Genomic DNA, 21,844 nt, shown 5'->3' with positions numbered 1-21,844 from the left:
CCGGGCGTCCCGTCAGGCGGTGCTCTTGCGGAAGGCGGACAGGCCCGCGATGGCGAAGTCGACGGCGGCCTCGAAGGTCTGGTCGCGGTCGGCCGCGCCGCCCTGCTCGTCCAGCGCCCCGGTCGTCTCCCCGAGGATGAACCCCGACAGGAGGGCGAACAGCGTCTTGCGGGCGTGGACCAGGTCGTCCGCGTCGATGCCGGCGGTGGCGAGGATCCGGTCGAGGGCCCGCCAGATCAGGTGATCGGTTCCGGTCACCTCCGGGTGGGACTGCGCGTAGAGCCAGAGGGACGGATGGCGGCGGGCGCTGCGGCGGCACGCGTGGCCGAGGGCCCGCAGCCGCTCCTGCCAGGGGGCGTCGTCGTCGGCGGGCAGGTCGAGCCGGCCGGCGACCAGTGCGCAGACCCGCTGGAGGAGCGCGGTCTTGCCGTCCACGTGGTGGTAGAGCGACATCGGGTTGACGTCGAGTTCCACGGCCAGCTTGCGCATGGACAGCCCCTCCACCCCGCCCGCGTCGATGAGGCGCAGGGCCGTGGCGGAGATCTCCTCGGGGGTCAGGGGCGCACCCCGGTGCGCGCTCGCAGCCATACACCGTATGGTAACGTCCGCCATACGGCGTATGGCTAAGGAGTTCCCGCATGTCCCCGACCCGGTCCGTCCCCGTCCTGCGGGGAGTGCCCGTCCTCGGCAACGCCCTGCGGCTGTCCGGGGACGTGCCCACGGAGTTCCTCGTGGAGACCGCGGAGGCGCACCCCGAGGGCGTCTACCAGCTCGAGGTCCTCGGCCGGCACCCCCTGTTCGTCTACGACCCCGACCTGGTCGCCGAGGTCTGCGACGAGACGCGGTTCTACAAGAGCGTCGGCCCCCCGCTGGCGATCGTCCGCGATTTCGCCGGGGACGGGCTGTTCACGGTCCCGGGCAACGAGCCGGTGTGGGGCCAGGCGCACCGCATCCTGATGCCCGCCTTCGGCCAGCGCTCCATGAAGGCGTACTTCCCGCAGATGCTCGAGGTCGCCCAGGACCTCATCGCCTCCTGGACCAGGCGGCAGGGCGCCGACCTGCCCGTCTCCGACGACATGACGCGGCTCACCCTGGACACGATCGCGCTCACCGGCTTCGGCTACCGCTTCGACTCCTTCTCCTCCCCGGAGCTGCACCCGTTCCTCCAGGCGATGGGCAACGCCCTGACCGAGGCCATGGTCCGCGCCCGGCAGCCGCAGGTGGTCACCCGGATGCGCGCCAAACGCGAGGACGCCTACCGGGCCGACATCCGCGCCATGCAGGAGCTGGTGGACGACGTCGTCCGGCGGCGCCGCGCCGGCGACCGCGACGGCGCAGGCACGGACCTGCTCGGCCTGATGCTGGACGCCACCGACCCGCGGACCGGCGAGCGGCTGCCCGACGAGAACATCCGCGACCAGGTGCTGACGTTCCTGATCGCCGGGCACGAGACGACCAGCGGGCTGCTGTCCTTCGCCCTGTACAACCTGCTGCGCAACCCGCACGTGCTGGCCCGCGCCTACGCCGAGGTCGACCGCCTCCTCCCGGACGGCGCCCCGCCCACCTACGAGACGATCATGAAGCTGGACGTGATCCCGCGCGTCCTGGACGAGACGCTGCGGCTCTGGTCGCCCATCCCGGGCATCATCCTCAAGCCCTTCGCCGACACCGAGATCGGCGACGGCTACCGGGTGCGCAAGGGCCAGCAGATCTTCCTCCTGCTGCCGGTGCTGCAGCGGCACCCGAAGGCCTGGGACCGTCCGGACGAGTTCGACATCGACCGCTGGCTCCCCGAACGCCGCGCCGGCCACCACCCCGCGGGTTACAAGCCGTTCGGCAACGGCGAACGCGCCTGCATCGGGCGCCAGTTCGCCCTCACCGAGGCGCGGCTGGCCCTGGCGATGGTCCTGCAGCGGTTCGCGATCAGCGACCCGCACGCCTACCGGATGCGGATCAAGCAGACCCTGACCCTCAAACCGGACGGCTTCACCGTCCGCGTCCGGGAACGCCGCCCCCACGAGCGCGCCACCGCCGCCGAACCCGTCACCGCGGAGACGTCCACGGAGGAAAGGGTCGAACCGGTCGCCGCCGGCACCCCCCTCACCGTCGCCTACGGCTCCAACCTCGGCACCTGCGCCGCCATCGCGGAACGGCTGGCCGAGCGCGCCGGACGATCCGGCTGCGCCGTCACCCTCGCCACCCTCGACGAACTGGCCGCCGACCCGCCCCGCGAAGGGGCGCTCGTCGTGGTCGCCGCCAGCTACAACGGCCACGCGCCCGACAACGCCCGGCTCTTCGACGCCCGCGCCGAACTGCCGTCGCTCGAAGGGGTGCGGCTCGCGCTGCTGGGGTGCGGCGACACCCAGTGGCCGACCTACCAGGCCTTCCCCCGGCGCGCCTTCGACAAGCTCACCGGCGCGGGCGCCGTCCCGCTGGTGGAGCGCGGGGAGGCCGACGCGGCCGGCGACTTCGACGGCGGCGTCACCGCGTGGACGACCGCGCTGTGGGCCGCGCTCACCGCCGAGTACGGGACCGCCGCCGCGGTCGAGCCCCGCTACGAGATGGACGTGCTCACCGAGGCCGACGTGCGTCCCGCCGTGATCTCCCCGGCGGCCGTCCCGCTGACCGTGGTCGAGAACCGGGAGCTGACCGGGGACCCGGCCGGCCTGTGGGACTTCTCGCTGGAGCCGCCCCGCCCCGGCGTCCGCTCGATCGTGGCGGCCCTCCCCGAGGGGGTCTCCTACGCGGCGGGCGACCACCTGGCCGTCTTCCCCAAGAACGACCCCGACCAGGTGGAACGGGCCCTGCGCCTGCTGGGCGTTCCCCGGAACCGGGTCGTCCGGCTGCGCGCCCGGGGCGCGACCCACCTGCCGGTGGACACCCCGGTCACGGCCGGGCTGCTGCTGTCGGAGTTCGCCGAACTCCAGGAGCCCGCCACCCGCGCCGACCTGGAGACGTTCGCCGCGCACACCGAGTGCCCGCACACCCGCCGGCAGCTCGCCGCACTCGCCGACGCCTACGCGGACGAGATCCTGGCCAAGCACGTCTGCGTGCTGGACCTGCTGGAACGCTTCCCCGCCGTCACCCTGCCGCTGCCGGTCTTCCTGGAGACGACCGGCCCGATCCGGCCGCGTTACTACTCGATCTCCTCCGCGCCGGCGGCCGACCCCGGCCGGGTCCGGCTCACCGTCGGCCTGGTGGACGGCCCCGCCCGGTCCGGGACGGGCCGGTACCGCGGCACCTGCTCGGGCTACCTGGCGGGCCTGGCCCCCGGCGAGGTGTTCTACGGTCACGTCCGCACTCCCGCGCCCCCGTTCCGGTTGCCCGCGGACCCGTCCGTCCCGCTGATCCTCATCGGCCCCGGCACCGGCATCGCCCCCCTGCGCGGGTTCCTGGACGAACGCGCCCGCACCGGCGCGACCGGCCCGATCGAGCTCTTCACCGGCTGCCGCCACCCCGGCCACGACCGGCTCTACGGCACCGAACTCGACGCCTGGCAGGACGCCGGGCTCGTCCGGGTGCACACCGCCTTCTCCGCCCTGCCCGGCCACCCGATCCGCTTCGTCCAGGAGGCCGTGGCCGCCGAAGCCGACCGGGTATGGGCCCTGCTGGAGGCGGGCGCCCACATCTACGTCTGCGGCGACGGCCTGCGGATGGCCCCGGCCGTCCGCGAGACCCTGGCACGGATCCACACGGACCGGACGGGCGGCGACGGCGCCCGCTGGCTGGACGCCCTGGCCTCCGAAGGCCGCTTCCACCAGGACATCTTCGCCTGACGACCCCGTCAGCCGAACGCGGCGCGGAAGCGTTCGCCCAGGTCGTCGAGGCGGGCGGCGGGCTCGTTGGCGAAGACGAGGCGCACGTACCGGTCGCCGCCCGGGCCCCACCCGGTCATCGGGGTGGCCGCGACCCGGCCCCGGCGGAACAGCCGGTCGGACGCGTCCTCCGGCGACAGCCCCAGCGCGGCGGCGTCCACCAGCAGCGACCAGCCGCCGTGCGGGCGGACGCACGGGTAGCCCGCGAGCCGGTCGAGGACGATCTCGCACCGCTCCCGCCACGTCCGGACGGCCGCGGCGACGTCGGCGTCGGCGTCCGGGGCGGACAGGGCGGCGGCGACGGCCCGCTGCGCGATCCCGACCTGGCACACGACGTTCGCCATGCCGACCAGCGCGACATCGGCCATGATCGGCGCCGGGCCGGTGACCCAGCCGACCCGCCAGCCGATGAGCCGCAGCTCCTTGGACGCCGACCCCACGGTGATCGTCCGGTCGGCGAGGCCGGGGTGGGCGGCCGGGTGGTCCGGGGCCCGCCCGTCGAAGCGGATCCGCTCCATCGCGGCGTCGTACAGCACCCAGCAGCCGTGCGCGTGCACCGCCGGGGCGAGCGCGTCCCAGTGCGTCCCGTCCAGGACGCCGCCGGTGGGCATGGACGGCGCCATCACCAGGACGGCGGCCGTGCGCGGCCCGACGGCGCCCGCGAGCTCCGCCGGGTCGACGCTCCAGCCGTCCGGGCCGGGGACCGACCGCACGTGCCGCGGCACGCCGCCCGCCAGCCGGATCCGGTTGACGAGCCCCGCGTAGACGGGATCGCAGACCACGACCTCGTCGCCGGGCTCGACCGTCGCGAGCAGCACGTTCAGCACGCCGTTGAGGCCGCCCGCCACGCTCACGCACTCGGTGGCCGGGTCGTGGGCGCGTCCGGAGATCCGCCCGACGTGCGCGGCCGCCGCCTCCCGCAGGGACAGGTGCCCCTGGAACGGCAGGTAGCTGTTGGCGTCGTCGTCGTCGATCGCCGCGCGCGTGACGTCCAGCGCCACCCGCGGCGGACGGACGTCGGTGTCGAGGTTCTCCAGCCGGAGCAGCTCGGGGTCGGCGGCGGCGTCGGCCGCGTCCCCCACCCGATCCACGCCGATCCCCGGGATGTGACGCAGCCGCGACACGCTCACGATGCCCTCCCTCTCGCCGCCGTTCCGTAAACAGAACGTTCCGTATGTGGAACACTAGGTCGGCGTCGTGGGCGCGGTCAATCGGCAGGAGGGGCATGGACCCGGCTCGTCAGGTGGGGCGGCGGCTGCGGGATCTGCGCGCCGGCCGGGGGCTGTCGCTGTCGGAGCTGGCCCGGCGGTCCGGGATCGGCAAGGGGACGCTGTCGGAACTGGAGGCGGGCCGCCGCAACCCCACGCTCGAGACCCTGTACGCGCTCACCTCCGCGCTCGGCCTCCCGCTCAGCGCCGTCCTCACCGTCCCGATGAGCGCCCCGATCAGCGGTGACGCGGTCGAAGCCGTCCTCACCGAGCGTTTCGAGGACGACGCGGCGGTCAGCGAGGTGCACCGGATCAGGATCCTCGGCGGGACGGTCCAGGAGTCGGCCGCGCACACCCCGGGGAGCACCGAGCACATCGTCGTCCTGGCGGGCACGGCGCGGGTCGGCGCGTCCTCGGCACCCGTCACCGTGGGGCCGGGCGGGCACGCGCAGTGGCCTGCGGACGTCCCGCACCTGTACGCGGCGCCGGACGAGACCGTGGAGGCGATCCTGGTCGTGCGGTACCCGGTGTTTTAAGGTTCCTCGGCGTCAAGGCCGTGAAATCGCGCCGAAGTCTATACCGGCGGTTCAACGATACGGTCGAAGTGACTTCGTCCCCTCTGCGGAAGGCCGATGGCCATGGCGGATGACGCCGCGACGATCGAACTCACCATGACCGAACTCCGCGAGGTCGCGGGCTACTCGGTGGCGTGCGCCGGCCCCGCCCTGCCGATCTTCGAGCGGGAACGTCCCGGGGACGGACGCCCGCGCGCCGCGCTCGACGCCGCACGGGCGTTCGCGGAGGGGGCGGAACGCACCAAGGTCCTGCGCGACACCGCGTGGGCGGCCCACCGCGCGGCCCAGGACGCCCGCGAGGCGGGGCGGACGGCGGCGAGCGAGGCCGCCCGCGCGGCCCTCGCCGCGGCCAGTGCGGCATACCTGCACCCGCTGGCGAAGGCCACGCAGGTCAAGCACATACTCGGTGCCGCCGCCCACACCGCGCGGGCGCTGGAACTCGCCGCCGGAGACGACCCGACCGTGGGAGCCGAGCACTTAGCGAAGGCGCGGGACCTCGCTCGTCCCGTCCTGGCGGACGTCCTCCGCCGCTACCCGGCGGCGCCACCGGGCGGGGCGCGGCCCGGCGAGCTGATGCGTCGGCTCGACGCGGCACTGCGCTGACCGCCCTCCCGGCGGGTCCATACCGCAAGACCGTCCCCTGAGCAGGCGCACAGACGGATTCGGGGAACTTCGCACGCTCGGCATGTCGAGAATGGGGCGTCGGCTGCGTCCTTGCTGTAGCAGCGGCCACGAGGGCCGCACGACGAGGAAGGAATCACCATGACGGTCCGGATGGACAACGTCCTCATCAACGTCGAGGACCTCGAGGCGGCCATCGCGTTCTTCGCCGAACTCGGACTGGAGGTGGAGGGTCGTGCCCAGGTCGAGGGGGATTGGGCCGGCCGTGTCGTCGGTCTGGAGAACGTGCGCGCCGACATCGTGATGATGCGGGCCCCGGACGGCAGCGGACGGGTCGAGCTGTCGAAGTTCCACACGCCATCGGCGATCGCCGCCGAGCCCCGCAACGCCCCCTCGAACACGCTCGGCATCCGACGCATCATGTTCGCCGTCGACGACCTCGACGACGTCATCGCCCGCCTCCGCCCCCACGGCGCCGAACTCGTCGGCGAGGTCGCGCGGTACGAGGACGTCCACCGGCTCTGCTTCGTCCGCGGCCCCGAAGGCATCATCCTCGGCCTGTCCGAACACCTCGGCTCCTGAGCCCCACCTCGCGCCGGAGCGGAACGTCCGGGACATCCGGGCGGCGGTGGCCCGGCCGATCGTCCCCCGGCCAGGGGCGGGCGGCTGGACACGGTGGACGTGCGCGTCCTCGGGTGCGCGGTGAGCATCAAGCTTGAGACGGCGAACCCGGTCCGCAGCTTCAAGGCTCCCGCGGCACCGAGCCGGCCGTCCTGGACGACCTCCTCCTGGTCGCCGACGACGCCGTCCTGGTGCGCGAGCCGTCGATCATCGACGCCATGCGTCTGCTGTTCGACCACGCGGGCCTCGTGGTCGAGCCGTCCGCCGCGCTCGGCATCGCGGCGATCCTCGAAGACCGCGCCCGCGAAACCGGCTGCCAATACCACCATCAGCAGCCGAGTCCAGCGCACTGTGAGCTACATCGCGCAATCGTAAGTGGCCCTCAGCCCTGCTGCACCGCGTACTGCGCGAGGCCGCGCGTTTGGTCGGGCATCAAGGACTGGACACACAACGCCCCGGCTCATCGAGCCGGGGCATGCGAGGGGGACGGAGTCAGCGCTTCAGGTCGGCCACCAGCGCCGCGAACGCCTCGCGGGGGACGACGACCCTCGGCCCGTCCGGATCCTTGCTGTCACGCACGGCGATGTTTCCGAGGACGTCCGCAACCTCCACGCAGTCACCCCCCTGAGCAGTGCTGTGTTTCGACTTACGCCACACAACGTTGATCACTTCATGTCCTCCATGTAACGCGAGATCATGTCCCGCGAGGCGCTGGCGGGCAAGGCTTCCTGGCCGATCGTTTCCCACCGTATGGCGTAGGAGAGCACCTCGGCAGATGTCGGGACGAGGCGCCCTCCGCCGGGCGCCTCCACGAACGCCACGTCGCAAGCGTCCGTGGTCATGAGCTTGAACGAACCGTCCATCCCCAGGTGGCCGCCCGCAGCGGTGGGCACGATTCGAATCGAAGCATTGGGCAGCATCGACACGTTGAGCAGGTGCTCGAGCTGCGCCCGCATGACCGCCCGGCCTCCGACCGGTACGGCTAGAGCCGGCTCCCACAGCAGCACCCACAAGATCGGCGGCTCTGATCGCCGAAGTATCTCCTGGCGTTGGAGGCGCGCTTCTACGAGCGACTCGATGTTGGGATCTCTACCACCGAGCAGGTTGGCGTGTACATACTCTGGCGTCTGGAGCAATCCGGGCACCCAGGCGAGTTCCCAGATCTTGATCACGCGCGCTCTGGCTTCAATGTCGACATGTTGCCGAAACCACTCAGGATCATGCCCCTTGCTGGCATACCAGACAAGCCGCCGAAAGTGGCCGCCCGTTTCCCAGGTCTGATCGAGAATTACCGCCTGCACCTCGGTCAGCCGGGCCTCGTTGAGCTCCAGCCTGGAAATGGAAGAGCGGCTCACATTGAGCAGCCGGGCGACCGCATGCCCGGACTGACCATGCCGAAGACGATAGAAGCGCAGGTCATGAGCAATCCAGGCCCACATCGAGGACATCGGATCTGGCGATGGAGTGGTCGGCATTGATCATTCTCCGCTTCCCAAGCTTTACCAGGATTCCCACGGAATACCGCCACACTACCGCCGCTGAGCGATTCTTTGTCGTGTTTCCCACAACACGAGAGGCGGGCACGATGACACTCACAACGCCAGCGCCCGAGGTTCCCACGCTGGTTCTGGAAGCGGACGAGCGGGCGCCGTCGGTGGCGCGGAAGTTCGTGGCGGAACAAATGCATGAATGGGGCATACGCGACGACTTCACCGCTCGGCTCGTGGTGTGCGAACTCGTCACCAACGGCTACCGGCACGGGGAGGGGCCGATCGTCGTGCGGGTGTTCCAGGACGAACGGGACGGGCTCGTGGTGATCGAGGTGTGGGACGGGGGTGCGGGACGTCCCGTGGTGCGGCCCCCGAACTACGCGGGGACGTCGGGGCGGGGACTGCTGCTGATGTCCGAACTCGTCCCCGCGTGGGGCGTCCGTGAACTGAACGAGGGCGGCAAGATCACGTGGGCGAAGCTTCCCGCGGAGTGAGCGACGGGCTGCTGCTCGTCTTCCTCCGGCACCTGCTCCCCGAGTGGACGATCACGCGCGACGTCCACGGGGTCTGGCGGGCCACGGGACGGACGCACGTCGCGGCCTCGTCCGTCGAAGGGCTGGTGGAGACGATCCGTGCGGCGGATCCCGGTGGTTGCGCGCGCGCCGTCCGGTGGCTCACCGAACCGTCCGGAAGGTGATGGACACCCGCCGTGCCACGGGCACCGTAGTCGTATCGGTGCCCGTAGTGCTGGACGCGCCGCCGCAGCGTCGACGGCCAGGGTGCGGCGTCGACGGCGGCGACCAACCGACGCTCGACGGGCCCGTCCAGCCATCGGTCCGGCGATAGGTCCCCGCCCGGTCAGCCGAAGGCGGCGCGGCCTCCCGAAAGCACCGTGCGGCCCTCGACCGCGGCCTCGAACAGCACGGCGTCGTCCTGTTCCCACGTCTCGATCGTCAGCTCGTCGCCGGGGAAGACCGGGGCGGCGAAGCGGCCGTCGAGTTCGGTCAGGCCGGCCGGGTGGGCCTCGTGGGCCTCGGCGATGGGCAGCGTGACCGCGGCGAGGGTGCACAGGCCGTGCATGAACGGGCGGGGCATCCCGGCCGCCTTGGCCGCCTCGGGGTCGATGTGCATGTGGTGCCGGTCGCCGAGCAGCCGGTAGAGCGCCGCCTGGTTCGGGGACGTCCGCAGGGTGAGGGTGCGGTCGGGGTCACCGGACGGGCGCCGCCGGGACGACGGGCCCCGTTCGCCGCCGAAGCCGCCCGCGCCGGGCGCGAAGATCGACCAGGTGGCGTCGAAGTACTCGCTCTCGACGACGACCTCGAAGACCGCGGCGCGGCCCTTGTCCCAGACCTCGCCGACGCGGGCCGTCATCGCGACGGTGCCCGCGGACGGCAGCGGCTTGCGGACGCGCAGGCGCTGCGAGCCGTGGACGGCCGTGGTCATGTCGAACGCACCCGCGGGGCCGAGTTCGTCCGGCGCCCACTGCGCGAGGGTCAGCGCGAACGTGGGGAGGACGCGCAGGTCCTTCTCGAACACCAGGTCGAGGGCGCTCGCGGGGGCGCCGACGGAGAGGGCGTAGAGGATCGCGCGGGTCTCGTCGTAGGTCGCCTCGCGGGTGCCGAGGGTCCGGCCGCGCCAGTCGCTCATCCGTCCGCTCCGAGGATCAGGCCGCTGGTCGGGACGCCGGTGCCGGCGGTGACCAGGACGTGGTGGACGTCGCCGGGCTGGTTCGGCGACGTTCCGCGCAGGAGCCGCACGCCTTCGGCGATGCCGTTCATGCCGTGAATGTACGCCTCGCCGAGCTGGCCGCCGTGGGTGTTGACCGGTAGGCGGGAACCGACTTCGAGGTTGCCGTCGGCGATGAAGTCCTTCGCCTCGCCCTTCGCGCAGAAGCCGAGCTCTTCGAGCTGGGGCAGGACGAGCGGCGTGAAATGGTCGTAGAGGATCGCGGCCTGGATGTCGGACGGCGTCAGCTTGCTCTGCGCGTACAACTGGCGGCCCACGAGTCCCATTTCGGGGATGCCGGAGATCTCGGACCGGTAGTAGCTCGTCATCATGTGCTGGTCGTTGCCCGAGCCCTGCGCGGCGCCCCAGATGAGGGCGGGCCGGTGCGGGAGGTCGCGGGCCCGCTGGGCGGACACGACGACGATGGCCTGACCGCCGTCGCTCTCCTGGCAGCAGTCGAGGAGGCGGAGGGGTTCGGCGATCCACCGGGACGCCTGATGGTCCTCGAGGGTGATGGGGCGCTCGTAGAACCAGGCGGCGGGGTTCTTCGCGGCGTGCTTGCGGTCGACGACGGCGACGCGGCCGAAGTCTTCGCTGGTGGCGCCGTACTCGTGCATGTAGCGGCGGGCGAACATCGCGACCCACTGGGCGGGGGTGTTGAGCCCGAACGGGGTCATCCACGAGTACGCGGCGCGGTCGGCGCTGACGTCCATCGGGCGGTCGGCCTGGCCGAGCCCGTAGCGGACGCCGGAGCGTTCGTTGAACGCGCGGTAGCAGACGACGACGTCGGCGACGCCGGTGGCGACGGCCATCGCGGCCTGCTGGACGGTCGCGCAGGCGGCGCCGCCGCCGTGGCCGATGCGGGAGAAGAACTTCAGCTCGCCGATGCCGAGGTTGCGGGCGATGTGGATCTCGGAGCTGGTGTCGGCGGTGAACGTGACCATGCCGTCCACGTCGGACGGCTGGAGGCCGGCGTCGGTGATCGCGGCGAGGACGGCCTCGCAGGCGAGGCGCAGTTCGCTGCGGCCCGACTCCTTGGAGAACTCGGTGGCGCCGATGCCCGCGACGGCGGCGGCTCCGGGCAGCACGCTCATGCCTTCTTCCCTTGCAGTCGGACGACGACCGTGCCGGTCACGTGGGGGCCGAGCGCGTTGACGCCCTTGACGGCGATCTCCACGTCATCGCCGTTCCTGGCGGTGACGGTGCCGGTGAGCCGCATGGTGTCGCCCGGGTAGTTGGGCACGCCGAGGCGGATGCGGATCGCCGTGACCCGGCAGGACGGCCCGGCCCAGGCGGTGACGTAGCGGTCGACGAGCCCGTTCGTCGTGAGGATGTTCATGAAGACGTCCTTCGAGCCGCGTTCGGCGGCGAGGGACGGGTCGTGGTGGACGTCCTGGTAGTCGCGGCTCGCGATGGCGGTCGCGACGATCATCGTGCGGGTGAGCGGGATGTCCAGGGGCGGCAGCTCGTCGCCGACGGACACGTTCACGGCGTCCGATTTCACTGCGTCCGATTTCACAGCGTCCGAATTCACTGCGTCCGATTTCATAGGGCGGCTCCGAGGAGTGCGAGGTCGGCGGAGGCGCCGCCGAGGGTGCCGGAGATCTGCTTGCCCCACAGGAAGTACCGGTGGATCGGGTAGTCGACGTCGACGCCGATGCCGCCGTGCAGGTGCTGGGTGCGGTGCACGACGTTGAGGCCGCCCTCGTCCGACCACCACTTCGCGACGAGCGTGGCCTGGTCGGCGTCCTCGCCCGCGGTGACGAGGGAGATCGCGTGCCAGAGGCAGACGCGGAGGGCGTCGATCTCGATGTAGGAGTCGGCGAGCTGGTGCTGGACTGCCTGGAAGGTGCCGAGCGGGCGGCCGAACTGCTCGCGTCCCGCCAGGTAGTCCGCGGTCATCCGCAGGGCGCCTTCGGCGACGCCGAGCTGGACGGCGGCCAGGGCGATACGGGTCAGCCGCAGCGCGGTGGCGAGGGCGCCGTCGCCGAGGCGTTCCGCCGGGGCGGCGTCGAGGGTGACGGTGCCCGCGACGTCGTGCGTGGTGGTGCGGGTGTTCTCCCAGGCGGCGCCGGGCGCGTCGGTGTCGGCGGCGAACAGCGCGGGGCCGTCCGGTCCGGTCGCGGAGACGAGCATGCGCCGCGCGGCGGACGCCGACGGCACGACGGCCTTCGTGCCCGTGAGCCGCCAGCCGTCCCCGTCCGGGACGGCCCGGCAGGACGGTTCGGACGGCTCGCGCAGCCCGAACTCCTCGAGCGCGAGCGTGTACCGGAGGGTGCCGTCCGCGATCTCCTGCGGGCAGGTGCCGTGCTCGGCGAGGGTGAGGCCCGCGACGAGCGCGGGCCAGAGCGGGACGGGCGCGACCGTGCGGCCCTGCTCCTCGAGGAGGATCGCGAGGCCGGAGACGCCGAGGCCCGCGCCGCCCGCCGACTCGGGGAGCGCGACGCCGAGCAGGCCCGCGGCGGCGAGTTCCTTCCAGAGCGGTTCGTCGACGCCGGTCGTCTCCGCGGCGCGGAGCCGTTCGGGGGTCGTGTGGTCGGTGAGGATCTGCCGGGCCAGGTCCCGGACCGCTTCCAGTTCCTCGCCAAGGGTGAAGTCCATCAGCTCTCCTTCGGGCGGAAGATCGGCAGGGACAGGTCGGGGTCGGCGTCGAGCCAGTCGAGGACGACGGGCATGCCGATCTCGACGTCCTCGGGGGCGACGCCCGTCATGTTCGCGATGAGGCGGGTGCCCTCGGCCAGCTCGATGACGGCGACGACGAGCGGGTAGTCGAACGCGGGGTGCCGCGGGTGGTGGTTGACGGTGAACGTGTAGACGTGCCCGTCGCCGGACGATTCGACGGTGTCCCACTCGAACGAGCCGCACTGCGGGCAGGCGGGTCCGGGCGGGTGCCGGAGGGACTTGCATTCGGCGCACCGCTGGACGACGAGGCGGTGCTCGCGGGCGGCCTCGAACCAGAAGGCGTTGTCGGGGTTGATCGCGGGGCGCGGGCGCAGCGGCTTCGGGGGCTTCTTCTCGGCCGGCCGGAACCGGAGCGTCCGCCACCGCTGCGTCGCGACGACCTCGCCGGACGCGTCCCGGTACGTCTTGACCGTGCTGATGAACCGGCCGGTGCCGAGGGCGGTCGTCTTCTCGGGGGAGATCGACTCGACGCGCTCCTCGACGCCGACGTGGTCGCCGGGCGCGAGCTCGCGGACGAACTCGAAGTCGGAGTCGGTCGCGACGACGGACGTGTAGCCGCCTTCGGCGAGCAGGTCGACGAGGTCGTCGAACGGCGAGCGGGACGCGTCCGGGCGGACGGACGCCGCGTAGCCGCGCATCGTCCACGCCTGGACCATCGAGGCGGGCGCGACGATGCCGTCGCGCCCGGTGGCGCGGGCCGCCTCGTCGTCGAGGTAGATCGGGTTGCCGTCCTCCATGGCCTCCACCCAGTGGCGGATCATGGGGACGTTCACGGGGTCCGGGCCGGGGCGGAGCGGGAGGAGCTCGCGGCCGACGAACGCCTGGAGGCGGGCTTCGTAGTCGTGGGCGGTGTCGTCGTGGGCGGTGTCGTCGTGGGCCATGTCGTCGTGGGCGGTGTCGCTCATGCGCGCTTCCCCCGGGGCAGGCCGAGGCCCTGGACGGCGACCATGTCCCGCAGGACCTCGTTGACGCCGCCGCCGAACGTGTTGACGATGCCCTGCCGGGAGAGCTGCTCGATCTGCCCGTGCAGCACGGCGCCCGGCGATTCGGGACGGATCCGGCCCGCGGCGCCGAGCACGTTCGTGAGCGTGCGTTGGACGTCGATGTGCGTCTCCGTCCCGTACGCCTTCGCCGCCCCGGCCTGCGCGCCGGTGAGGGTGCCGTGCTCCACGGCCATCGTCATCTTCCAGTTCATCAGCCGCATCGCCTCCAGCCTCGCGTGGGTGCGGGCGAGGTCGCGGCGGACCCACGGGACGTCGATGACGCCCTCCTCGCGGGCCCACGCGGCGACGTCCTCCCAGAGGCGGATCATCCGGCCGCCGAGCGCGGCGAGGCCGATGCGCTCGTGGTTGAGCTGGGTGGTGATGAGCCCCCAGCCGCCGTCGACGTCGCCGACGACGGACGAGGCGGGGACGCGCACGCCGTTGTAGTACGTCGCGGTGACGATCATCCCGCCGACGCACTGGATGGGGCTCCACGAGAACCCGTCGGCGTCGGTCGGCACGATCAGGATCGAGATGCCCTTGTGCTTCGGGGCGTCGGGGTTCGTGCGGGCGGCGAGCCACACGTGGTCGGCGGTGTTCGCGCCGCTGGTGAACACCTTGCCGCCGTCGACGACGTACGCGTCGCCGTCGCGGACGGCGCGGGTGCGCAGGGACGCGAGGTCGGTGCCGGCGTCGGGCTCGGTGTAGCCGATCGCGAAGACGACGTCGCCCGCCAGGATGCCGGGGAGGTACTTCTTCTTCTGCTCGTCGGTGCCGAACCGCATCAGGGTGGGGCCGACGGTGTTGACGGTGACGAACGGGAACGGGAGCCCGGCGCGCTGCACCTCGTCGAAGAAGACGTACTGCTCGGCGGTCGAGCGGCCCTGGCCGCCGTACTCGGTCGGCCAGCCGTAGCCGAGCCAGCCGTCGTCGCCGAGCCTCTTGACGATCTCGCGGAACCGGTCGCCGCCGACGCCCTCCTCGCCGGCGCGGCGGCGGACGTCCGGAGGCAGCAGGTTCGCGAAGTACGCGCGGAGTTCGGCCCGCAGTTTCCGATGTTCGGCGGTTTCGCGCAGGTCCATGGCGCTCTCTTTCTCAGGGGAGGAAGCGGCGGCGGCCGTTGGCGACGAACTCCTCGCGCAGTGCCGTCCTGTCGTCGTCGGTCATCGGGGCGTAGGAGGGGGCGCCGCGCCCGGTCCAGCGGTAGACGGGGTCGGTGGTGCGCCAGCCCTCGAGCTGCATCTCCTTCTTGCGCAGCTTCCCGGACCCGGTGGTCGGCAGGGCGTGCGAGACGCGCACGAACCGGGGCGCGCCCTTCGTGCCGAGGTCGTCCTGCGCGGCGAGGAACGCGGCGAAGTCGAGGTCCTCGAACGCGACGCCGTCGGGGATCTCGATCGCGGCCATCACCTGGTCGCCGGAGCGCGGGTCGGGGACGCCGAACGCGACCGCGTCGACGATCTTCGGGTGGCGGCGGACGACGAGCTGGGTGAGCAGCGCGGAGATGTTCTCGGAGTCGACGCGGATCCAGTCGCCGGAGCGGCCGCCGAAGTACAGGAAGCCGTCGCCGTCGACGTAGCCGAGGTCGCCGGTCCAGTACCAGCCGTGCCGGACGCGTTCGGCGTCGGCCTCCGGGTTCTTGTAGTAGCCCTCGAACTTCGCGGCGCCGTGCACGTCGACGATCTCGCCGACGGCCTGCTCTGCGTTGAGGACGCGCCCGTGCTCGTCCAGGACGGCCGGGGCGCACGTCTCGCGGGTCTCCGGGTTGACGATGCGGACGCCGTCGTGGGCGGGCCTGCCCAACGCGGCCGGCGGGGTGCCGGGCACCCGCTTGATCATCCCGGCGCCCTCGCTGGAGCCGTAGCCCTCGACGAGGCGGGCGCCGAAGCGGCGGTGGAACTCGGCCTTGTCCTCGGGGGACGCCTCGGTGCCGAACCCGTGCGTGAGCGTGTTGTCCGCGTCGTCCGGCTTCTCCGGGGTCGCGAGGACGTAGCCGATGGCCTTGCCGACGTAGGTGAAGAACGTCGCGCCGTAGAACCGGACGTCCGGGAGGAAGCCGGACGCGGAGAACTTCGGCGTCAGGCACACGCACCCCCCGGCGGCGAGCGTCGGCGCCCAGAGCGCCATGAGCGCGTTGCCGTGGAACAGCGGCATCGGGCAGTACGAGATCTCGTCGCGCCCGACGTCGTACTTGGCGGCGTTGTCGCGGCCGAGTTCGGCGAGCCGCCCCTGCGAGCAGCGGGCCGCCTTGGACGCCCCCGTGGTCCCGGACGTGAACAGCAGGAGCATCTGGGTGGCCGGGGTGACGGACGGGTCCGCCTCGGGCTCGCACGCGTGCGCCGCGACCCGGGACGCGTACGCGTCGTCGTCGACCAGGAGGAACCGGTCGCGGGGGACGCCGATGTCGAGGCCGTCGAGCAGCTTCGCGCCCGACGCGTCGGTCACGACGAGTTGCAGGTCGGTGTGCCGGACCTCCCGCTCCAGGTAGGAGCCGGTGCGGGTCGGGTTGACGCCGACGATGGTGGCGCCGCTCAGCGCGGCGGCCCCGAGCCACAGGACGTACTCGGGCACGTTGTCGAGCAGGACGCCGATGTGGAACGGGCGGTCGTCCAGGCGCAGCGAGCGGGCGAGCGCCGCGCGGGCCGCGCCGTCCCGGACCACCTCGTCCCACGTCCACGTCCGGTCGCGGCTGCGCAGGCCGGGGCGGTCGTCGCCCAGCCGCGCGAGCAGCAGCCCGGCGATCGTCTCGGTGCGCCCCGCGACCTCGGGCGGCGTCCCCTCAGACACGCGCGCTCCCCCAGGCGGGCTCGGTGGACAGGACGCAGTGGGTGCCGCCGTAGATCGCGGTCATGCACTTGTTGCAGTGGATGCACAGCGACTCGGTCGCGGGCTCCTCCTTGATCCGGTTGATCAGGTCGGGTTCGCGGAGCAGCGCGCGGGCCATCGCGACGAACTCGAAGCCCTCCGCCATGGCGACGTCCATGGACGCCTTGTCCGTGACCCCGCCGAGCAGGATCATCGGCAGCTTCACGGCGGCGCGGATCTGCCGGGCGTCCTTGAGGAGGTACAGGTCCTCGTAGGGGTAGGACTTCAGGAAGTGCTTCCCGACGAGCTTGATGCCGAGCTTCGTCGGCTGCTTCATGACCGACGCGAACTCGTGCAGCGGCGCGTCGCCCTTGAACAGGTACATCGGGTTCAGCAGGGAACTGCCGGCGGTCATCTGGAGGGCGTCGACCGAGCCGTCCTCCTCCAGCCAGCGCGCCACCCGGATGGCCTCGTCGAGCCAGAACCCGCCGGGCACGCCGTCGTCCATGTTCAGCTTCGCGGTGATCGCGATGCGGTCGCCGACGGCGTCGCGGACGGCGCGGCCGATGTCGCGCGCGAGCCGGGCGCGGTTCTCGAGCGAGCCGCCGTACTCGTCCTTGCGGTGGTTCACCTTCGGGCTGAGGAACGCGCTGGTCAGGTAGTTGTGCCCCATGTGGATCTCGACGGAGTCGAACCCGGCCTCGATCGCCTTCTTGCCCGCGTGGCCGTGCGCCTTCACGATCCGGTCCAGGTCCGCGCGGGTGGCGGCCTTGGCGACGGTCTGGGTCGTCATGTGGAAGTGGCGGCTCGGCGCGAGCGCGGGCAGCCGGTTGCTCTTGGGGTTGGCGACCGGCCCGGCGTGGCCGATCTGCGCCTGGACGGCCGCGCCTTCGGCGTGCACGGCGTCGGTCAGCCTGCGCAGGCCCGGCAGCGCCTCGTCCCGCCAGTGGATCTGCCGCCGGTCGGTGCGGCCCTCCGGCGCGACCGCGCAGTACGCGACCGTCGTCATCCCGACGCCGCCCCGGGCGTGCCGCACATGGAAGTCGATCAGCGCGTCGGTGACCTGGCCGTCCTTGGTGAGGCCCTCGTAGGTCGCGGCCTTCACGATGCGGTTGCGGAGCGTGACGGGTCCCAGCTTCCCGGGGGCGAGCACGTCGGGAACTTGCGATGTCATCAGATCCTCCGTCACCACGTGATGCAACTGGCTCGAACGTAATGAGCGGGATGCCCGGACGGTCCGGGCATCCCGCTCACTGGGAGCGACGGGCGCCGCCGCGCGGCCTCGCCGGGTCAGCCCTTGAGGGCGGCGGCGAGCTGGTCGGCGCGGGCCTGCGACTCGACGAGCTGGCGCAGCAGCCACAGCCGCAGGACGCGCGCGAGCGCGGCGGCGACGTACAGCGCGGCGCCGAGGACGGTCACGCCCACGAAACCGGTCGCCATGATGTGCAGCGACCCGACGTTGCGGATGTCGTCCTGCGCGAGCGAGATGTTGTAACAGACGAACGCGCCGACCACCCCGGTGATCATCAGCAGCGCGCCGGCGATGCGCAGCGCGCCGTCGTGGCGGGACCGGTCGGTCCTCAGCCGCTCGTCCGCCACGTCCTTCTTGAACTGCTCGCGTCGTTCCTCGGTGAGCATGGTTCCGTCAACCTCCCAGGTAGTCGCTGGACAGCCGGTCTTCGATGTCGGCGGGCGCGCCGGCCGCGACGACCCGCCCGTGGAGCATGAGCGCGGCGGTGTCGGCGATCGGCAGCACCGCGCGGGCGAACTGCTCGGCGACCAGCACCGACAGGCCGCCCTCGACCAGTTCGGCGACCGTCTCGTACATCCGCGAGACGATCATGGGCGCGAGGCCCATGGACAGCTCGTCGAGCAGCAGCACCGCCGGTTCGGTGCCGAGGGCGCGCGACAGCGCGAGCATCTGCTGCTCGCCGCCGGACATGGACCCGGCGAGCTGGTCGCGCCGCTTCGCCAGGATCGGGAAGCGGGCGAACGCCTTCTCCTCGACGTCCTCGCGGCGGGCGCCCGTCCCGGTGGCGGCCCACAGGTTCTCCCGGACGGTCAGGTTCGGGAAGACGCCACGGCCTTCCGGGATCGAGCAGACGCCGAGCCGCGCCGCCCGCTGCGCGGTGACGCCGTTCATCTTCCGGCCCGCGAACCGCAGCTCCCCCCGGGTCGGCGCGTGCAGGCCGCCGCACACGCGCATGGTGGTGGACTTCCCGCCGCCGTTGGGGCCGAGCAGCGCGAGCAGCGAGCCCGGGCGGAGCGCCAGGTCCACCCCGTGCAGGACCTCGATGGCGCCGTAGGCGGCGTGGACGCCGCGCAGTTCGAGCAGCGGCTCGGTCACGCTGCTTCCTCCGTCCCGATGTAGGCGGCGATGACCTCGGGCGACTCCTTGATCTCGGCCGGGGTGCCGGACGCGATCAGGGCACCGTAGTCGAGGACGTGGATCGTCGAGCACAGCTTCATCACGAGCGGCAGGTCGTGCTCGACGAGGCAGATCGCGAGCCCCTCGGCGGCGAGGCCGGTGAGCATCTCCGCGAACGCCTCGGTCTCCTGTTCCGTCTGCCCGGACGCGGGCTCGTCCAGCAGCAGGACGCGCGGGGACGTCATCAGCGCGCGCGCCACCTCGACCACGCGGGCCCGGCCGATCGGGATGTCCGACACGTCCCGGCCGGCGATGTCGGTCAGGCCGGTGCGTTCCAGGATGCGGTCGGTCTCCGCTTCGAGGTCGAACCGCCCGCGGCGTCCGCTGCCGCGCCGGATGTCCCCGGCGACGCGCACGTTGTCGCGCACGGACAGCGACAGGAACAGCTCGAGCCGCTGGAACGTGCGCGCCATGCCGCGCCGCGCGCGCTTCGCCGGGGGCAGTTCGGTGATGTCGGCGCCGTCCAGCAGCACCTGACCGGACGCCGGCTTCTGCAGGCCCGTGACGGTGTTGAACAACGTCGTCTTTCCCGCGCCGTTCGGGCCGATCAGCCCGGTGATCCGCCCTTCGGCGACGGTGAGGCCGACGTCGTCCACGGCGGTGTTGCCGCCGAACCGGACGGTGACGCCCCGTGTTTCGAGCAGCGGTGCTTCACGCGGTGACACCGGCGCCTCCCTTCAACGTTCCGGCGGTGACCGGCAGCCCGAGTTCCTGGTCCAGGCGCGCGCGCAGGTCGTCGGTGTAGGGCTCGTCCACGCCGAGCAGTTCGAGCGGCGTCCCCCGCTTGCGTCCCTCCTCCAGGTACGCGCGGCCGACGACCGGCAGGAGCATGACCACGCAGAGGGCGATGAGCGAGAACGTCCACGAACCGATCACGCCGGTCACGGCGAGGACGTACAGGACGGCCCCGAACGCGGCCGCCCCGTAGAGGAGCGGCTTCGCGCCGCGCATCGCCCGGTAGCCCTCGACGACGTCGTGGACGACCCCGCTGGGGTTCCGGCCGACGCCCATCCCGACCAGCGCCGTCAGCACCATGACGAGATGGCCGAGCGCGGTGAAGATGTCCGCGGGCCCCTCGTGCTCGAGCGCGAGGTCGCCGAACGTCCCCACCAGCACGGCGCCGCCGACGCCCGCCATCAGCCCGCCGAACAGGGCGCCGCTGATGTAGCCGATGCCCGCGACGACGACGAGCATCAGCAGGCTGAGGCTCACGGTGAAGGCGAAGTTCTCCTGCGCGACGGTGCCGGTCGCGGCCGACATCAGGATGCCGCCGAGCCCCGCGATCGCCGCGGAGATCATGAAGACGCCGAGCTTGAGCCGGACGAGGTTCTGCCCGAGCATCGCCGTCGCCGCCGGGCTGTCCTTCATCGCCGCGAGCCGCCGCCCGTACCCGCCGGCGCGCAGGGCCGCGAGGCCGAGCGCGATCAGCGCGAACAGGACGGTCGCCGTCATCAGGAACGTGGTGCCGTCCCGCAGGTCGACCGGGCCGAGCCTCGGCGGCGGGACGACGAGGGAACCGCCGGGGAACAGCGTGAACTTCACCCCGAACAGCTCGTGCTGCGTGGTGTCGCGCAGCACCATGTTCGACAGGAACACCCCGAACGCCATCGTCGCCAGCGCCAGGTACAGGCCGCGCAGGCGCAGCGCCGGGAGGGCGATCAGCCCGCCGACGACGGCCGCGGCGAGCACGCCCAGCAGCACGCCCTCCACCCCGAGCCGCGCCGCGAGGCCGCTGCCCCGCACCCCGACGTGGAACGCCACGATCGTGGCGACCGCCCCGAACGCCAGCGGCGCGAGGTTCAGCTCGCCCGCGTAGCCGGTGAGGACGGTCAGCGACAGCGCGATGATCGCGAACGACATGCCGAGCGCGAGCGTCGAGACCCCGCCGTCCGACAGCAGCAGGCTGTAGAGGTAGACGACCGCGACCAGCACGGCGCCCCACACCGCCGCCGAGCGCACCGTCGGCGGGCGGTACCGCTCCCGGGTCCGGACGGCCGCGCCCCGCAGCCGGTCCTGCGGCAGCACGACCAGCACGACGAACAGCAGGATCATCGGCAGCGACACCCGCAGGTTGCCCGCGAACGTCCCGGCGGACGGCAGGTACGCGAGGACGTAGTTGGCCGCGAGGCCGAGGACGATCGCGCCCGCGAACGTCCGGGGGATGCTGCGCAGCCGCCCGAACATCGCCGCCGCGAACGCGTCGATCACCAGCAGGGTCAGCATGTTCGCGTCCAGGCCGCCGCCGCTGATCGGGACGATCAGGACGCCCGCGAGGACGGCCAGCGTGGACCCGAGGGCCCACGCGAGCATCGCCGCGCGTTCGGGGTCGTGCCCGTTGAGCCGCACGAGGTCGGGGTCGTCGACGGACGCGCGCATCACCACGCCCGTCCGGCTGCGGGTGAACAGGAGCCGCAGCCCGACCGCGATCGCCACGGCCGCGGCCAGGCACACGATCTCGTGCCAGCGGACCACCACCCCGGCGACGGTGATCTTGGCGCCGCCGCCGAAGAACATGTCGACGGTGTACGCCTCGTCCGGGTTCCACGCCCACTGGGCGAGATAGACCGTTCCAAGGAGCACCGCCACCGTCACGATGATCTTCGTGACCTCGGCGGTGCCGCGCAGCCCCTTCATGATCACCGCGTGCAGCGCGGCGCCCATCGCCGGGCCGACCACCCCCACCACGACGACCAGCGCGAGCCAGACCGGCCAGCCCCACCGGCTGGTGAACTGCCAGTAGAGGAACGTTCCGAACATCGCTTGCGCGCCGTGGGCGAAGTTGAAGATGCCCGAGGTGTTGTAGGTGAGGACGAGCCCCGAGGCCGCGATGAAGTACACCGCGCCCAGGACGAGCCCCAGGATCGTGTACGTCAGGAACGTCGTCATGCGCGCGT

The 21,844-nt window shown here is 72.3% G+C and carries 22 protein-coding genes; 6 read left to right on the top strand and 16 right to left on the bottom strand.

The annotated features are described in order from the left end of the window. Positions 1-12: 12 nt before the first annotated feature. Positions 13-588 carry a TetR/AcrR family transcriptional regulator gene (locus tag ACFQ11_RS05160; RefSeq protein ID WP_378296655.1) on the bottom strand — a complete coding sequence of 192 codons (576 nt, stop codon included), beginning with the start codon at positions 586-588 and terminating at the stop codon, positions 13-15. Positions 589-638: 50 nt separating this feature from the next. On the opposite strand from ACFQ11_RS05160, the gene ACFQ11_RS05155 reads away from it, so the two are divergent. Further along, positions 639-3,776: a bifunctional cytochrome P450/NADPH--P450 reductase gene (locus ACFQ11_RS05155; RefSeq protein WP_378296654.1), complete on the top strand. Its 3,138-nt coding sequence runs from the start codon at positions 639-641 to the stop codon at positions 3,774-3,776. An 8-nt stretch (positions 3,777-3,784) separates the two neighbouring features. On the opposite strand, the gene ACFQ11_RS05150 is transcribed toward ACFQ11_RS05155, so the two are convergent. Beyond that, positions 3,785-4,945, bottom strand: coding sequence for a pyridoxal phosphate-dependent aminotransferase (locus ACFQ11_RS05150; protein WP_378296653.1), 1,161 nt, complete (start codon positions 4,943-4,945; stop codon positions 3,785-3,787). Positions 4,946-5,040: 95 nt separating this feature from the next. On the opposite strand from ACFQ11_RS05150, the gene ACFQ11_RS05145 reads away from it, so the two are divergent. From ACFQ11_RS05145 to ACFQ11_RS05135, 3 genes are all read left to right on the top strand, one after another. After that, positions 5,041-5,559 (top strand): helix-turn-helix domain-containing protein, encoded by a 519-nt coding sequence (locus tag ACFQ11_RS05145; RefSeq protein WP_378296652.1) that lies wholly within the window; start codon positions 5,041-5,043, stop codon positions 5,557-5,559. Positions 5,560-5,655: 96 nt separating this feature from the next. Next, positions 5,656-6,201: a putative immunity protein gene (locus ACFQ11_RS05140; RefSeq protein ID WP_378296651.1), complete on the top strand. Its 546-nt coding sequence runs from the start codon at positions 5,656-5,658 to the stop codon at positions 6,199-6,201. A 171-nt stretch (positions 6,202-6,372) separates the two neighbouring features. Continuing rightward, entirely contained in the window at positions 6,373-6,801 is a 429-nt protein-coding gene (locus tag ACFQ11_RS05135) for a VOC family protein (RefSeq protein ID WP_449193544.1), read from the top strand. 531 nt (positions 6,802-7,332) lie between these two features. On the opposite strand, the gene ACFQ11_RS05130 is transcribed toward ACFQ11_RS05135, so the two are convergent. Together ACFQ11_RS05130 and ACFQ11_RS05125 are read right to left on the bottom strand one after the other, a co-directional pair. After that, the gene (locus ACFQ11_RS05130) at positions 7,333-7,497 is read right to left on the bottom strand and encodes a DUF397 domain-containing protein (RefSeq protein ID WP_378296698.1); all 165 of its coding nucleotides are present in this window, start codon (positions 7,495-7,497) and stop codon (positions 7,333-7,335) included. 8 nt (positions 7,498-7,505) lie between these two features. After that, entirely contained in the window at positions 7,506-8,279 is a 774-nt protein-coding gene (locus ACFQ11_RS05125) for a helix-turn-helix domain-containing protein (RefSeq protein WP_378296648.1), read from the bottom strand. A gap of 146 nt (positions 8,280-8,425) precedes the next feature. Between ACFQ11_RS05125 and ACFQ11_RS05120 the strand changes: the two genes are divergently transcribed. Beyond that, positions 8,426-8,824, top strand: a complete 399-nt coding sequence (locus ACFQ11_RS05120) for an ATP-binding protein (RefSeq protein ID WP_378296646.1) — start codon at positions 8,426-8,428, stop codon at positions 8,822-8,824. After that, positions 8,821-9,027 carry a hypothetical protein gene (locus tag ACFQ11_RS05115; RefSeq protein WP_378296645.1) on the top strand — a complete coding sequence of 69 codons (207 nt, stop codon included), beginning with the start codon at positions 8,821-8,823 and terminating at the stop codon, positions 9,025-9,027. The genes ACFQ11_RS05120 and ACFQ11_RS05115 overlap by 4 nt, the downstream gene beginning before the upstream one ends. A gap of 161 nt (positions 9,028-9,188) precedes the next feature. On the opposite strand, the gene ACFQ11_RS05110 is transcribed toward ACFQ11_RS05115, so the two are convergent. From ACFQ11_RS05110 to ACFQ11_RS05055, 12 genes are all read right to left on the bottom strand, one after another. After that, positions 9,189-9,977 carry a MaoC/PaaZ C-terminal domain-containing protein gene (locus ACFQ11_RS05110; protein WP_378296644.1) on the bottom strand — a complete coding sequence of 263 codons (789 nt, stop codon included), beginning with the start codon at positions 9,975-9,977 and terminating at the stop codon, positions 9,189-9,191. Next, positions 9,974-11,149: a lipid-transfer protein gene (locus ACFQ11_RS05105; protein WP_378296643.1), complete on the bottom strand. Its 1,176-nt coding sequence runs from the start codon at positions 11,147-11,149 to the stop codon at positions 9,974-9,976. The genes ACFQ11_RS05110 and ACFQ11_RS05105 overlap by 4 nt, the downstream gene beginning before the upstream one ends. After that, positions 11,146-11,544, bottom strand: coding sequence for a MaoC family dehydratase (locus ACFQ11_RS05100; RefSeq protein ID WP_378296642.1), 399 nt, complete (start codon positions 11,542-11,544; stop codon positions 11,146-11,148). The genes ACFQ11_RS05105 and ACFQ11_RS05100 overlap by 4 nt, the downstream gene beginning before the upstream one ends. A 56-nt stretch (positions 11,545-11,600) precedes the next feature. Beyond that, complete coding sequence (locus ACFQ11_RS05095) at positions 11,601-12,656, bottom strand: acyl-CoA dehydrogenase family protein (protein WP_378296641.1); 1,056 nt, start codon at positions 12,654-12,656, stop codon at positions 11,601-11,603. Further along, the gene (locus ACFQ11_RS05090; protein WP_378296640.1) at positions 12,656-13,642 is read right to left on the bottom strand and encodes a bifunctional MaoC family dehydratase N-terminal/OB-fold nucleic acid binding domain-containing protein; all 987 of its coding nucleotides are present in this window, start codon (positions 13,640-13,642) and stop codon (positions 12,656-12,658) included. The genes ACFQ11_RS05095 and ACFQ11_RS05090 overlap by 1 nt, the downstream gene beginning before the upstream one ends. Continuing rightward, positions 13,639-14,802 carry an acyl-CoA dehydrogenase family protein gene (locus tag ACFQ11_RS05085; protein ID WP_378296639.1) on the bottom strand — a complete coding sequence of 388 codons (1,164 nt, stop codon included), beginning with the start codon at positions 14,800-14,802 and terminating at the stop codon, positions 13,639-13,641. The genes ACFQ11_RS05090 and ACFQ11_RS05085 overlap by 4 nt, the downstream gene beginning before the upstream one ends. 13 nt (positions 14,803-14,815) lie before the next feature. Continuing rightward, positions 14,816-16,504: a steroid-22-oyl-CoA synthetase gene (gene casI, locus ACFQ11_RS05080; RefSeq protein ID WP_378296638.1), complete on the bottom strand. Its 1,689-nt coding sequence runs from the start codon at positions 16,502-16,504 to the stop codon at positions 14,816-14,818. Further along, the gene (locus tag ACFQ11_RS05075) at positions 16,497-17,696 is read right to left on the bottom strand and encodes an NADH:flavin oxidoreductase (RefSeq protein WP_378296637.1); all 1,200 of its coding nucleotides are present in this window, start codon (positions 17,694-17,696) and stop codon (positions 16,497-16,499) included. Before ACFQ11_RS05075 ends, casI begins: the two co-directional genes overlap by 8 nt. 116 nt (positions 17,697-17,812) lie before the next feature. Next, positions 17,813-18,160 (bottom strand): hypothetical protein, encoded by a 348-nt coding sequence (locus tag ACFQ11_RS05070; RefSeq protein ID WP_378296636.1) that lies wholly within the window; start codon positions 18,158-18,160, stop codon positions 17,813-17,815. A 7-nt stretch (positions 18,161-18,167) separates the two neighbouring features. Continuing rightward, the gene (locus ACFQ11_RS05065; RefSeq protein ID WP_378296635.1) at positions 18,168-18,869 is read right to left on the bottom strand and encodes an ABC transporter ATP-binding protein; all 702 of its coding nucleotides are present in this window, start codon (positions 18,867-18,869) and stop codon (positions 18,168-18,170) included. Next, a complete protein-coding gene (locus tag ACFQ11_RS05060) occupies positions 18,866-19,615 on the bottom strand; it encodes an ABC transporter ATP-binding protein (RefSeq protein WP_378296634.1) in 750 nt (249 codons plus the stop codon). The genes ACFQ11_RS05065 and ACFQ11_RS05060 overlap by 4 nt, the downstream gene beginning before the upstream one ends. Continuing rightward, positions 19,602-21,836 (bottom strand): branched-chain amino acid ABC transporter permease, encoded by a 2,235-nt coding sequence (locus ACFQ11_RS05055; RefSeq protein ID WP_378296633.1) that lies wholly within the window; start codon positions 21,834-21,836, stop codon positions 19,602-19,604. Before ACFQ11_RS05055 ends, ACFQ11_RS05060 begins: the two co-directional genes overlap by 14 nt. Positions 21,837-21,844 lie beyond the last annotated feature (8 nt).

Source organism: Actinomadura sediminis (genome assembly GCF_042675525.1).
Lineage (GTDB): Bacteria > Actinomycetota > Actinomycetes > Streptosporangiales > Streptosporangiaceae > Spirillospora > Spirillospora sediminis.
The sequence above is the reverse complement of the archived record's forward strand: the minus strand, read 5'-3'. Positions and strand labels throughout refer to the sequence as shown.

Bases quoted from the DNA above. Each gene is read 5' to 3' on its own strand.
- ACFQ11_RS05160 (WP_378296655.1), bottom strand. From the start codon at position 588: ATGGCTGCGAGCGCGCACCGGGGTGCGCCCCTGACCCCCGAGGAGATC.
- ACFQ11_RS05155 (WP_378296654.1), top strand. From the start codon at position 639: ATGTCCCCGACCCGGTCCGTCCCCGTCCTGCGGGGAGTGCCCGTCCTC.
- ACFQ11_RS05145 (WP_378296652.1), top strand. From the start codon at position 5,041: ATGGACCCGGCTCGTCAGGTGGGGCGGCGGCTGCGGGATCTGCGCGCC.
- ACFQ11_RS05140 (WP_378296651.1), top strand. From the start codon at position 5,656: ATGGCCATGGCGGATGACGCCGCGACGATCGAACTCACCATGACCGAA.
- ACFQ11_RS05135 (WP_449193544.1), top strand. From the start codon at position 6,373: ATGGACAACGTCCTCATCAACGTCGAGGACCTCGAGGCGGCCATCGCG.
- ACFQ11_RS05125 (WP_378296648.1), bottom strand. From the start codon at position 8,279: ATGTGGGCCTGGATTGCTCATGACCTGCGCTTCTATCGTCTTCGGCAT.
- ACFQ11_RS05120 (WP_378296646.1), top strand. From the start codon at position 8,426: ATGACACTCACAACGCCAGCGCCCGAGGTTCCCACGCTGGTTCTGGAA.
- ACFQ11_RS05110 (WP_378296644.1), bottom strand. From the start codon at position 9,977: ATGAGCGACTGGCGCGGCCGGACCCTCGGCACCCGCGAGGCGACCTAC.
- ACFQ11_RS05105 (WP_378296643.1), bottom strand. From the start codon at position 11,149: ATGAGCGTGCTGCCCGGAGCCGCCGCCGTCGCGGGCATCGGCGCCACC.
- ACFQ11_RS05095 (WP_378296641.1), bottom strand. From the start codon at position 12,656: ATGGACTTCACCCTTGGCGAGGAACTGGAAGCGGTCCGGGACCTGGCC.
- ACFQ11_RS05090 (WP_378296640.1), bottom strand. From the start codon at position 13,642: ATGAGCGACACCGCCCACGACGACATGGCCCACGACGACACCGCCCAC.
- ACFQ11_RS05085 (WP_378296639.1), bottom strand. From the start codon at position 14,802: ATGGACCTGCGCGAAACCGCCGAACATCGGAAACTGCGGGCCGAACTC.
- ACFQ11_RS05075 (WP_378296637.1), bottom strand. From the start codon at position 17,696: ATGACATCGCAAGTTCCCGACGTGCTCGCCCCCGGGAAGCTGGGACCC.
- ACFQ11_RS05070 (WP_378296636.1), bottom strand. From the start codon at position 18,160: ATGCTCACCGAGGAACGACGCGAGCAGTTCAAGAAGGACGTGGCGGAC.
- ACFQ11_RS05055 (WP_378296633.1), bottom strand. From the start codon at position 21,836: ATGACGACGTTCCTGACGTACACGATCCTGGGGCTCGTCCTGGGCGCG.